At 69.9% G+C, this 12,214-nt stretch carries 9 protein-coding genes; 2 read left to right on the plus strand and 7 right to left on the minus strand.

What is annotated here, in order from left to right; all coding sequences use genetic code 11:
* From ACWELQ_RS21750 to ACWELQ_RS21775, 6 genes are all read right to left on the minus strand, one after another.
* Positions 1-1,376: DEAD/DEAH box helicase (locus ACWELQ_RS21750; RefSeq protein WP_452398872.1), on the minus strand; the 1,376-nt coding region annotated here is incomplete at its 3' end.
* 218 nt (positions 1,377-1,594) lie between these two features.
* Positions 1,595-2,950 carry a M1 family metallopeptidase gene (locus ACWELQ_RS21755; RefSeq protein ID WP_452398880.1) on the minus strand — a complete coding sequence of 452 codons (1,356 nt, stop codon included), beginning with the start codon at positions 2,948-2,950 and terminating at the stop codon, positions 1,595-1,597.
* On the minus strand, positions 2,950-6,846 hold the full coding sequence (locus ACWELQ_RS21760) for a Pls/PosA family non-ribosomal peptide synthetase (RefSeq protein ID WP_452398873.1): 3,897 nt from the start codon (positions 6,844-6,846) through the stop codon (positions 2,950-2,952). The genes ACWELQ_RS21755 and ACWELQ_RS21760 overlap by 1 nt, the downstream gene beginning before the upstream one ends.
* Before the next feature lie 141 nt (positions 6,847-6,987).
* Entirely contained in the window at positions 6,988-7,932 is a 945-nt protein-coding gene (locus ACWELQ_RS21765; RefSeq protein ID WP_452398874.1) for an extracellular catalytic domain type 1 short-chain-length polyhydroxyalkanoate depolymerase, read from the minus strand.
* Between the two features lie 68 nt (positions 7,933-8,000).
* Complete coding sequence (locus ACWELQ_RS21770) at positions 8,001-8,534, minus strand: gluconokinase (protein ID WP_452398875.1); 534 nt, start codon at positions 8,532-8,534, stop codon at positions 8,001-8,003.
* Between the two features lie 2 nt (positions 8,535-8,536).
* Positions 8,537-9,940: a GntP family permease gene (locus ACWELQ_RS21775; protein WP_452398876.1), complete on the minus strand. Its 1,404-nt coding sequence runs from the start codon at positions 9,938-9,940 to the stop codon at positions 8,537-8,539.
* Between the two features lie 142 nt (positions 9,941-10,082).
* On the opposite strand from ACWELQ_RS21775, the gene ACWELQ_RS21780 reads away from it, so the two are divergent.
* Positions 10,083-10,796: a FadR/GntR family transcriptional regulator gene (locus ACWELQ_RS21780; RefSeq protein WP_452398877.1), complete on the plus strand. Its 714-nt coding sequence runs from the start codon at positions 10,083-10,085 to the stop codon at positions 10,794-10,796.
* 10 nt (positions 10,797-10,806) lie between these two features.
* On the opposite strand, the gene ACWELQ_RS21785 is transcribed toward ACWELQ_RS21780, so the two are convergent.
* Positions 10,807-11,250 (minus strand): hypothetical protein, encoded by a 444-nt coding sequence (locus tag ACWELQ_RS21785; RefSeq protein WP_452398878.1) that lies wholly within the window; start codon positions 11,248-11,250, stop codon positions 10,807-10,809.
* Between the two features lie 162 nt (positions 11,251-11,412).
* Between ACWELQ_RS21785 and ACWELQ_RS21790 the strand changes: the two genes are divergently transcribed.
* A partial coding sequence (locus ACWELQ_RS21790; RefSeq protein ID WP_452398879.1) for a serine/threonine-protein kinase occupies positions 11,413-12,214 on the plus strand: 802 nt, incomplete at its 3' end.

Here is a 12,214-nt window from a genome sequence, read left to right on the forward strand (position 1 = left end):
GGTCGACCGCCGGTGGCGGCCTCGGACTTTCGCGGGGGACGCCCGGTGTCGTGGACCTCGCCCGCGTCCCGCACCGGGCGCCCGCGGCGACGACCGCGCGGAGCGCCCGTGCCGTCCTCCCGACGCGGACCGCTCGGACGACGCTCGCCCCGCGGCGATTTCGCGACCGGGTCGGCGGCGCGGTCGGAGAACGCGACCAGCGGGGCCGTCTCGCCGACGAGCTCGGCGACGGCGGGGGAGTCCGGGGTCACCCGCTGCGGGGTCACGTCGATCTTGGCCTTGCGCATGAGCGCCGCCAGGTCGCCGCGCTGATCCGGCATCACCAGGGTGATCACGTCACCGGCGTTGCCGGCGCGCGCGGTGCGGCCGGAGCGGTGCAGGTAGGCCTTGTGCTCGGCGGGCGGATCCACGTGCACGACCAGCTCGACGCCGTCGACGTGCACGCCGCGCGCCGCCACGTCGGTGGCGACCAGCACCTTGGCGTCACCGGCGGCGAAGGTCGCGAGATTGCGGTCGCGGGCGGGCTGGGACAGATTGCCGTGCAGGTCCACGGCCGGGATCCCGGCGACGGTGAGCTGCTTGGCCAGCTTGCGGGCCTGATGCTTGGTGCGGGTGAACAGGATTCGACGCTCGGACCCCGACGCCAGCCGCTGCACGACGGCGCGCTTGGCGTCGGCGCTCGACACCTCGAACACATGGTGGGTCATGGCGGCGACCGGCGAATTGGCCTCGTCGACAGAGTGTTTCACCGCGTCCGGCAGGAACCGGTTGACCAGCTTGTTCACCCCGTTGTCCAGGGTCGCCGAGAACAGCAGGCGCTGACCGGTTTCGGGGGTGGCGGCCAGGATGCGGGTCACGCCGGGCAGGAAGCCGAGGTCGGCCATGTGGTCGGCCTCGTCGATGATGGTGATCTCGACGGCGTCGAGCTTGATCAGGCCCTGCTTCATGAGGTCTTCCAGGCGGCCCGGGCAGGCGATCACGATATCGACGCCGCGCTTCTGCGCCTGCACCTGACGATGCTGGGAGACGCCGCCGAAGATGGTGGTCACCGTCATCGAGTAGGCGGCGGCCAGCGGTTCCATGGCGGAGGCGATCTGGGTGGCCAGCTCGCGGGTCGGGGCCAGCACCAGGCCGCGCGGCCGGTGCGGCATGGGACGGCCCGCGTCCTTGCCGAGCCGGTCGACCATGGGAATGGAGAAGGCGAGGGTCTTGCCGCTGCCGGTCTTGCCGCGGCCGAGCACATTCCGGCCCTGCAGCGAATCGGGCAGGGTGTCGGCCTGGATCGGGAACGGTTCGGTGATACCGGCCTCGGTGAGCGCGCGCACCAGGGGTGCGCGGACGCCGAGCGCGGCAAAGGAAGTCTGGACGTTCGTCATCGGTGTTGCGGTGCCTTTCGGGCATCGGGTTGCCCGAGCCGTGCTGCGGACCGATGTCCGCGCCGGGGGCACATGGGTGGCGAGATTGCCGATGGGCAAAATCGATCGCCGTAAGGAAAGCTTGCCGCGCAGTGGGGGCTGCTCAGGAATGGTAGCGATCTACGACGCTTGATGTGACCGTGTCACATCCATGATCAACTGCTGTGTTCGCTGGCAGTCTACCCGGTCGACCGTTGCTCCCCGTACGCGGGGCGGGTCGGCAACTCGGGCAGTGACCTGGCATACAGCCAGGCGTCCCACAGCGATTGCAGCGGCAGCGGGTTGTAATGCCCGGCCAGATCGGTGAATTCGCCGGTCGTGATGGACGCGTGCCGGTAGCGGGCGGTCCAGGTGCGCAGCAGATCGAAGAACGGAGCGTCGCCGACGGTGAGCCGCAGGGCGTGCAGGGTCAGCGCCCCGCGCTTGTAGACCCGGTCGTCGAACATGAGTTCGGCCCCCGGATCGGCCAGCATCAGATCCTGCGGCAGCCGCGCCAGATTGCGGTGCGCGGTGCGGGCGAGCTGGTCGGCGCTGGGTCCGCCCGCCGCCTCGGACCAGATCCACTCGGCGTAACAGGCGAATCCCTCGTGCAGCCAGATGTCGCGCCACTGCCGGATGGTGAGGCTGTTGCCGAACCACTGGTGCGCCAGCTCGTGGGCGACGAGCCGTTCCGAACCGCGGCGTCCGTCACAGTGATTCGCGCCGAACACCGAAATGCCCTGGGCCTCGATGGGAATCTCGAGCTCGTCGTCGGTGACCACCACCGTGTACGCCTCGAACGGGTAGGGCCCGAACTTCTCGGTGAAGACCTCCATCATCTGCGGCTGCCGTGCGAAATCGTGCTCGAAGGCGGTGCGCAGCCGCAGCGGCAGCACGGCCTGCATGGGCACCGCGCCGCGCGGGGCGTCGACGCGCTGCTTGTGGTACTGGCCGATCTGAATGGTGGCCAGGTAGCTGGCCATCGGCTCGGGCTGCTCGTAGACCCAGGTGGTCTGGCTGGCCTTGGCCAGCTTGCGCATCAGCGTGCCGTTGGCCAGCGCGTAGTAGGGCGAGTCGGTGGTGATCGAAAACCGGTAGCTGGCTTTGGAACTGGGATGATCGTCACACGGGAACCAGGAGGCCGCGCCGTTGGGCTGACTGGCCACCAGGACACCGTCGGTGAGTTCCTCCCACCCGACCTCACCCCACGGTCCGCGCACCGGTTTGGGCGGCCCGGCGTAGTGCACGGTGAACACGAGCGCCCCGCCCGCCGGGATCTTCTGCCGCGGCGTAATCACCAATTTGCCGCGCTGGTGCACGTATTTGGCGGGCTTGGCCCCGTTGACGAACACCTTCGACACCGCGAGCGACTGGGACAGGTCCAGCGCGAACCGCTCCCGCACCCCGGTGGTGACCGTGGTGATCTCCGCGATCCCGGCCAGCCGGTTGCTGGACATCTTGTAGACCAGATCCAGGTCGTAGCGCGAGACACGGTAGCCGCGATTTCCGTTCTGCGGCAGGTAGTCGTCGATGGGTTCGTCGAACCGCGGCGGCATCAGCGTCCCCCGCTCCACGGCGCGATCGGATTGCCCCACCAGCGGCTCGACGGCGGCACGCTGTCGCCGCGCATGACCAGCGAGGCCGGTCCGATGGTCGCGCCCGCGCCGATCGCGGAGGCGGGCAACGCGACACAGTGCGGTCCGAGGGTCGCGCCCGCGCCGAGGGTGACGGTGTCCATGGCCATGATGCGGTCGTGGAACAGGTGCGTCTGGACGACACAGCCACGTTCCACCGTCGCACCGTCACCGAGTGTCACGAGGTCAGCCTCCGGGAGCCAATAGGATTCGCACCATACCCCGCGGCCGATGGTCGCGCCGAGTCCGCGCAACCAGACGTTCAGCACGGGCGTACCGGTCGCGGCGCGCGCGAACCACGGTGCGGCGACATGCTCGACGAAGGTGTCGGCCACCTCGTTGCGCCACACGAAGGAACTCCACAGCGGATGCTCCACCGCCCGAATGCGGCCCACCAGCAGCCATTTCGCGATGACCGAGACGAGTCCCGCGAGCGCGCCCGCCGCCAGCAGCACCAGTCCGCTCAACAGGGCGGCGGCCAGATGCCCGAGCGTGTGGGCCAGCCAGGCGAGGGCGAACAGCACGCCCAGCCCGATGGCGAAGGTCACGAACACCGGGATCAACCGACAGGTCTCGACCACCGCGCGGGCCACCCGCAGCCGCAGCGGCGGATCGAAGGTGCGTGCGGTGTCACCGGATTCGGCGGCGCGCCGCAAGCGGGTGGGCGGGCTGCCCAGCCACGACGAGCCCGCCTTGGCCTTGGACGGCGCGGCCGAAAGCACCGCGACCAGACCGTTCTTGGGCACGCGCCGCCCGGGCGCGGTCATGCCGGAGTTGCCGAGGAAGGCGCGCTTGCCGACCTTGGCCTCGCCGATGCGCAGCCAGCCGCCGCCCAATTCGTAACTGGCGACCATGGTGTCGTCGGCCAGGAACGCGCCGTCGGCGACCACGGTGAACTTCGGCAGCAGCAGCACCGTCGAGATCTCCACGCGCTTGCCGACTTTCGCCCCGAGCAGGCGCAGCCAGACGGGTGTGAGCAGGCTGGCGTAGAGGGGGAACAGGAAGGTGCGCGCGGAATCCAGGAGTCGTTCGGTGGCCCAGGCCTGCCAGCCCGCGCGACTACGCACCGGGTGATGGCCCTCGGTCAATCCGATGGCCAGCAGGCGCACGGCCACCACCGTGACCACCGCGTACACGGCCAGCACCAGCAGCATGGCGACCGGCAGGATGGCGAACGCGCGGCCGAAACCGGCTGCCAGAGTTTCGGTGTCGCGGATCCACCAGGCGATCAGCAGTCCGCCGCTGCCCAGCGCGGCGATCGGCACCGCGGCCAGCACGATGGAGGTGATGCCGAAGATCGCCACCCAGTGCGAGGCCCGCGCGGGCGTCTCATCGGGCCAGCGGTGTTGTGCCTTACCGACCTTCACCGCCGGTGAGCCCGCCCATTCCTGTTCGGCCTTCACCTTGCCCGAGACCGCCGAGCCGGGCGCGATCTCGGCATTGCGGCCGATCCTGGTGCCGGGCAGCAGCATCGAGCGTGCGCCGACCACCGCGCCGGGCCCGATCTGGATCGGGCCGATGTGCACCACGTCGCCGTCGATCCAGTAGCCCGACAGGTCCACTTCGGGTTCGACGCTGCAGCCGTCGCCGAGTTCGAGCATGCCGGTGACCGGCGGCAGCGTGTGCAGGTCGACGCCGCGTCCGACGCGCGCGCCGAGGGCCCGCGCGAACGGCACCATCCACGGTGCGCCCGAGAGGTTTTCCGCGCCGCTGGCCTCGGAGAGCCGCACCGTGGCCCACAGTCGCAGATGCGTCCAGCCGCCGCGCGCGTAGGTGCCGGGGCGAACATTGCTCAGCAAGAGTCGGGAACCGATCACGCACAGCGCCATGCGGCCGGGCGGGGAGATGAAGATCAGGAACGCGGCCAGCGTCCACCACCACGACAGGTGCGGCAGCCACGGCAGCGAGCCCGACCAGGCCGCGACATTGCCGACGATGGCCAGCCAGGTCAGCCACTGCAGTCCGGTGAGGGTGGTCAGTGGGATGGTGGCCAGCACCTGGAACAGCTGCGCGGGCAGCGGAACCGGGCGCACGTGCCGCTCCTCGACCGCGGCGACCGGCTTGGAGCCGTCCAGGAACGCGGCCAGCGCGCCCAGGCGCGGCTGGTCGTAGAGGTCGGCGACGGCGATGTGCGGGTAGCGTTCCCGGATCGCGGCGACGAGTTGCGCGGCCGCGAGCGAACCGCCGCCCAGATCGAAGAAGTCGGCGTTGGGATCGGCGACCTCCGCACCCAGGATCGAATCCCACAGTCCCGCAACCCACTGCTCGGTCTCCGACAGTCCGCTCTCGACGGTGGCGGCGGTGGCCTTGGGCAGCGGCCACGGCAGCGCGTCACGGTCCACCTTGCCCGAGGTCCGGGTGGGCAGTTCGGCGACTACGGCGAGTCGAGGCACCAGCGGAGCCGGAAGCTGTTCGGCCAGAATGGTTCTGGCGGCGCTCAGGTCGTAGCCCGCGTCGGGGCCGGTGAGGTAGCCGACGAGGATTTTGTTGCCCGCCTTGGTGGTCCGGATCGCGGCGGCCGCGCCGGTCACGCCGGGCAGGTGCTGCAACGCGTTGTCGATCTCGCCCAGTTCGATGCGGCGGCCGCCCAGCTTGATCTGGTCGTCGGCGCGTCCCAGGAACACCAGGCCCGCGCGATCGTTGCGGACCAGATCGCCACTGCGGTAGGCGCGGTCCCAGCCGACCGACGGCAGCGGCGCGTACTTCTCGGCGTCCTTGGCCGGGTCCAGGTAGCGGGCCAGGCCGACGCCGCCGATCACCAGCTCACCGGATTCGCCCTCGCCGACCGGGTTTCCGGCCGCGTCGATGACCGTCAGGTCCCAGCCGTCCAGCGGCAGGCCGATGCGGATGGGGAAGCCGCCGTCGAGCAGGGCCGCGCACGCCACCACGGTGGCCTCGGTGGGGCCGTAGGTGTTCCACACCTGGCGGTCGGAATCCTGGTTGCCCGCAAGCCGTTCGGCCAGCTCCGGCGGGACCGCCTCGCCGCCGAAGATGAGCAGCCGCACCGGGTCGAGGGCCTCGGCGGGCCAGGTGGCGGCCAGCGTCGGCACGGTGGAGACGATGCTGATCTCGCGGCGCACCAGCCACGGACCCAGATCCGCGCCGGTGCGCACCAGGGCGCGCGGCGCGGGCACCAGGCAGGCGCCGTGCCGCCAGGCCAGCCACATCTCCTCGCAGGAGGCGTCGAAGGCGACCGACAGTCCGGCCAGCACCCGATCGCCGGGGCCGATGGGCGCGTCCTGGAGGAACAGCCGGGCCTCGGCGTCGACGAACGCGGCGGCGTTGCGATGGGTGACCGCAACGCCTTTCGGGGTGCCGGTGGAGCCGGAGGTGAAGATGATCCAGGCGTCCTCGGTGGGCTCGGGCGCGCGGGTCGCGGGCCCCTCGGGCTCGGATGCCCTTGCGGCCCCGGTCGTTTCGATGCCGGAGCCGGTCACGATGGCCGAGACCCGGGCCTCGCCGAACACCAGTTTGGCGCGCTCGTCGGGATCGTCGGCGTCCACCGGCACGTACGCGGCACCGGCGTGCAGTACCGCGAGGATCGTGATGTACAGCCCCCGCGTGCCCGAGGGCATGCGCACGCCGACCCGGTCGCCGGCGCGCACCCCGGCCGCGGCCAGGCGTTCGACGGTCACGGCGATCTCCGCGCTGAGCTCGGCGTAGCTGAGCTCTTCCTCGCCGTCGTCGAGGGCGGGTGCGTCGGGGTGCGCCGCGGTGGTCGCGGCGAGAATATCCACCAGGGTGCGGGTCGGCGGCGCCGCGGACGCCCGCAATAGGGGGTCGGCGTCGATCTCGGTCTCGGCCTGCGGTTGCGGCATCTGCTACGTGCCTACCTCTCGTGTCACCATCCGGCGCTTGCGCGTTGGTTGTTTCATACGAGAGTTACCGGCAGGCAAACTCTATGGCGGGCATCCGCTCACGGTACCGGTTCGCCCTGGTTGTCCGGTGTTCGGCCGGTGCTAATTGTGGAACCGGGACATGAACTGCCAGATGACGTCGGTCGCGTCGAACTGGTGGCTGACCTTCCCGACCAGGGCCTGCGGCAGGTACTGGGGGCCGTCGGGCCAGGTGTGGCCGCCACCGGCAATCGAATAGAGCTGTACCTGCGCGCCGCCGGAGCAGTCCGAGGAGGTGAGCGTCACGGTGGTGCCGTCGTCGGTCTGCTGCGGCAGCGGGGTGGTGGTGGCCGCGTCGCACCCGTTCTGCTGTCGCCAGAACTGCTGGGTCGCGTCGACCGAGAGCACCGGGCTCGAGCCGGGCCCGTGGTGTCCGGAGGTGACCCGCACCACGCCGCCGTCGTAGGGGACGATGGGGTCGGAGGTGCCGTGGATCTCCAGCACCGGCATCGGATGGCTTGGGGTGCAGGCGGATTGGTCGGCCTGGGGGAGCGGGCCCGCGACCGGCGCGATGGCGGCCAGCTTGCCCGACAGGCGGCAGCCGAGATCCTCGGTGAACATGCCGCCGTTGGAGATGCCGGTGGCGTACACCCGCGTCGGGTCGACCTTGTCCTCGGCGATGATCCGATCGATCACCGCCGCAACGAAACCCACGTCGTCGATATGGGCGGCGCTGGCATTGGTGTCGTCGCCGCGGCCGTCGTTCCAGGATTTCTCGTAGCCGTCAGGATAGACCGCGATGAACCCGTCCTGATCGGCGAGCTTGTCGAAACCGAAGGCGCCCGCGGTGTTCTGGGCCGTGCCCCCGCCGCCGTGGAAGACGAGCACGGCGGGCATCGGGCCGCCGGGCCGGTTGGCGGGGTAGTGGATGAGGTACTGGCGGTGCATTCCGCCGTAGTCGAGGGTGACGGTCGGATCCTCGGCGGCGCGGGCCAGCGGGTGCCCGCACCCGGCGGCCATCAGGGCGGTGGAGAGCAGGACCGTGGCGGCGATTCTCGGTGCGTACACGCAGGTGATCGTAGAGATTCAGCCTGAAGCTGGGCTGAAGCTCCGAATCAGCTGCGAGCCGCTACGAATCAGCTGTGGGCACGGATGGCGGCCAGTGCGGCGGCGGCGACTTCGCCTGGCGGCGGGCCGATTTCGATGCCGACGATGTGCTCGTCGGGACCCGGGTTCTCGAGGGTTTCCAGTTGGGAGTCGAGGAGGCCCGGCGGCATGAAATGGTCCATGCGGGCGGTCAGGCGGCGTTGCAGATCGTCGCGGGAGCCGGTCAGGTGCAGGAAGGTGAGCACCGCGTCGGGATGGCCGATCATGCTGCGGCGCAGGATGTCCCGGTAGGAGCGTTTGAGTGCCGAGCAGGTGACCACCGCGCTGCGCCCGGCCGTCACCTCCCGCGACATCCAGTCGGCGATCGCCTCCAGCCACGGTTCGCGGTCGGCGTCGGTGAGGGCATGGCCCGCCGCCATTTTCGCGATATTGGCGGGCGGGTGCAGGTCGTCACCTTCGAGGAGATCCCAGCCCAGGGTGCTGACCAGCATGCCCGCGACGGTCGATTTCCCGGAGCCGGAGACGCCCATGAGGATCACGATGTGGGGCTTGTCGGCTGTCATCGTCAGATCACCGCGCTCAGCGCCAGCACGCCCGCCAGACCGGACAGCGAGATCACGCATTCCATGACACTCCACGACTTCAGCGTCTGCACCACGTTCAGGCCCAGGTACTCCTTCACCATCCAGAATCCTGCGTCGTTGACGTGCGAGAGGAACAGCGAACCGGAACCGATGGCCAGCACCATGAGCGAGACGTGCGAGTTACTGAGCCCGGCCGCGACCGGGGCCAGAATGCCCGAGGCGGTCACGGTGGCGACTGTCGCAGAACCGGTGGCCACCCGGATGAGGGCGGCCACGAACCAGGCCAGCAGCAGCACCGGGAGGCTGGAGTCGCGGATGGCGTCGGCGATGGTGGCGGCGATGCCGGTGTCGACGAGCACCTGCTTGAAGCCGCCGCCCGCGCCGACGATGAGCAGGATGCCCGCGATGGGCGGCAGCGCGCTGTTCATGGTGTCGGACAGGCGATCCCGGGTCATGCGCCCGCCGCGACCGAGCACCAGCATGCCGACCAGCAGCGCGATGCCGAGCGCGACGACCGGGGTGCCCAGCACGTCCAGGAGCTTCTTCACCGAGGACCCGGACTTGGGGGACACCACGTCGAAGACGGCGCTGCCGAGCATGAGCACGACCGGCAGCAGGATGGTGGCCAGCGTCGCGGCGAAGCTCGGGCGCGGCCCGCGCTCCTCGTCGGGTTCGGCCTCGGTGGTGGAGAACAGTTCGGGCACCGGCACATTCACCCAGCGGGCGGCCAGCTTCCCGAACAATGGACCGGCCAGGATGACCGTCGGCACCGCGACCAGCACGCCCAGACCCAGGGTCAGTCCCAGATCCGCCTTCAACGCCGACACCGCGACCAGCGGTCCCGGGTGCGGCGGAACCAGTCCGTGCATGGCCGAGAGTCCGGCCAGCGCCGGAATCGCCACCGCCAGCAGGGGTAGTCGCGATCGGGTGGCCACCAGCAGGATCACCGGCATCAGCAGCACGACGCCGATCTCGAAGAACATGGGTAGCCCGATGATCGCGCCCACCAGGCCCATCACCCACGGCAGCGCGCGCGGTCCGGCACGGTTGACGAGGGTGTCGACCACCTGATCCGCGCCGCCGGAGTCGGCGAGCAGCTTGCCGAACATGGCGCCGAAGCCGATGAGGATGCCGACGCTGCCCATGGTCGAGCCGAAGCCCTTGACGAAGGAGGCCACGGTGTCGGCGGCGCCGAGGCGGGCGAGCAGCCCGACGGTGACCGCGCCGATCGCGAGCGCGAGGAACGGATGCAGCTTCAGCCAGGTGATCAGCCCGACGATGAGGGCGACGCCGATCAGGGCGGCGGTAATGAGTTGTGCGCTCCCGGCGTGCCGGGTGGCCGCGTCGGCCAGGCTCGCGACGGCGAGCGATTCAGGGTTGTGCATGACGCTTCTTCGAGTCGAGGTGGAGTGATCCAGGGCACACGGGCCTAATATGGAGGACTATATCAAGACACGCATCGAATAAGTACTACGTATTGCCTAACCATTGCGGATAGATATGCCACGGATGTGTGACACTGAAGCCATGGTCGACCGGTCCGAATCCCTGCCCCTGCACGAGACCGTGCTGGATCGGCTGGGTTCCGACATCGCCTCCGGCGCGATCGCTCCCGGCGCCCGCATCTCCTCCGACGAGATCGCCACCCGCTTCGACGTCTCCCGCACGGTCGCCCGCGAGGTCGTCCGGGTGCTGGAATCCCTCGGCATGGTCAGCATTCGCCGGCGCGCGGGCATCACCGTGCTCGACCCCTCCGCGTGGCATGCCCTCGACCCCAAGCTGATTCGCTGGCAGCTCGCCGGTCCGCAGCGTTTCGCCCATCTGGCCTGGCTGGCCGAATTGCGTTCGGGCACCGAACCGCTCGCCGCCCGCCTGGCCGCGACCGCCGCCACCCCGGAACAGTGCGCTGATCTGACCGCCGCGGTGATGGGCATGTCGGCGACCGCACGCTCGGCCAATACCGCGGCCTATCTGGACCACGATGTCGCCTTCCATGCCACGCTGCTGGCGGCGTCGGGCAATCCGCTGCTGGCGGTGTTCGCGCCCATCGTGCGCGAGGTGCTCACCGGCAGAACCGAACACGAGCTCATGCCGACGCAGGCGAATCCGCAGGCCCTCCAACTGCATGCCGCGGTCGCCGCGGCGGTGCAGTCCGGTGACGGGGCCGCCGCCGAGGCCGCGATGCGGGACATCGTGAACGAATCCGCGACCGCCATCGCCTGCCTGCGCCCGGCGAATTAGCCCGGAACGGCTACAGCACCACCAGGTACCACTCGGCCCACGGACCCTGCAACGGCCAGCTGTTGGCGAACAGCTTGGCCAGACCCATCCCCACCCACAGGTCCACGGTCTGGGTCTGCCCCGGAGTGTCGCTGCGCACGTACACCTCTCGCGATCCGAGACCGGCGGAGCCGACCCAGCCCAGCACGATATGGGTGCCGCACGGGCCGCCGAGATAGCCGAGCGGAGTCACATGAGCGAGCACATGTCCGGGCATGCCCCGCGGCGACTCCAGCCCGACCGCGACCGCTCCCGCACAGAAATTCGCGTCCCCGCCGGTGAGGACCACCGACCCGAAGGGGGCGAGCTGGGGCAGCCAATCCGCCCGCGCGGGCGGCGTTCCCACGCCCGTCATCCCCGCCGCGATCCCCGTCGTCGCGATCAACCCCGCCAGTACCCGCCGCATCGTCATCATCCGATGTCCTTCCGGCCGAACGAAACTCGCGAAAAGTTCCAGCCAGAAGCATATCGAACACCGGGGTGTCGCGGCCAGGCCGCTTGACAGGCGGCGGTGTCGGTGCTGCGGTGTCGGCGATGCCCGGTATTGTCTGCGGTGCAGGTGGATCGGGAGGATTGGTTGGGTGAGCAGCTCCGGCAGGGAATGACCTTCGCCGGGTATCGGATCGAGCGTCTGCTGGGCGCCGGCGGAATGGGCGAGGTGTACCTGGCCCACGATCGGGATCTGCCCCGTTTCGTCGCATTGAAGCTGCTCAACCGCGTGGTCGGCGACGACGGCGAGGTGCGGCAGCGCTTCCTGCGCGAGGCCAACATCATTGCGCGGCTGTCGCATCCGAACATCGTCACCATCTTCGCGCGCGGCGAGGAAGACGGGCGGCTGTGGCTGTCGATGGCCTATGTCGACGGTTCGGACCTGGCCGCTGAACTGGTGTCAGGGCCACTGGAGCTCGCGCGCACCGCCGCCCTCACCGCCGATGTCGCCCGCGCACTGGACTACGCGCACGATGTGGGCGTGCTGCACCGGGATGTGAAGCCCGCCAATATCCTGCTCACCGCGCAGCCGCGAGAATGGGCGCTGCTCACCGACTTCGGGATCGCGGAATCCAATCACGAGACGCGCGGCATCACCGCCAGCGGCGAGGTGATGGCCAGCTTCCAATACACCGCGCCCGAGCGCTTCCACGGCGAGGCCCGCGTCGATCGCCGCGCGGATGTGTACTCACTGGGGTGCACGCTGTTCCAGATGCTCACCGGCACCGCCCCGTTCGCCGACGGTGACCTGCCACAGCTGATCTACCGGCACGTCAGCGCCCCCGTTCCGTCCGTGCGCGACATCAACCCGGCACTGCCCGCCGCCCTGGATCCGGTGCTGGCGCGTGCGATGGCCAAGGACCCGGCCGACCGCTTCGCCACCTGCGCCG

It is taken from the genome of Nocardia sp. NPDC004722 (assembly GCF_053601505.1).

Bases quoted from the DNA above. Each gene is read 5' to 3' on its own strand.
- ACWELQ_RS21755 (WP_452398880.1), bottom strand. From the start codon at position 2,950: ATGCCGCCGCGGTTCGACGAACCCATCGACGACTACCTGCCGCAGAAC.
- ACWELQ_RS21760 (WP_452398873.1), bottom strand. From the start codon at position 6,846: ATGCCGCAACCGCAGGCCGAGACCGAGATCGACGCCGACCCCCTATTG.
- ACWELQ_RS21770 (WP_452398875.1), bottom strand. From the start codon at position 8,534: ATGACAGCCGACAAGCCCCACATCGTGATCCTCATGGGCGTCTCCGGC.
- ACWELQ_RS21775 (WP_452398876.1), bottom strand. From the start codon at position 9,940: ATGCACAACCCTGAATCGCTCGCCGTCGCGAGCCTGGCCGACGCGGCC.
- ACWELQ_RS21780 (WP_452398877.1), top strand. From the start codon at position 10,083: ATGGTCGACCGGTCCGAATCCCTGCCCCTGCACGAGACCGTGCTGGAT.
- ACWELQ_RS21785 (WP_452398878.1), bottom strand. From the start codon at position 11,250: ATGATGACGATGCGGCGGGTACTGGCGGGGTTGATCGCGACGACGGGG.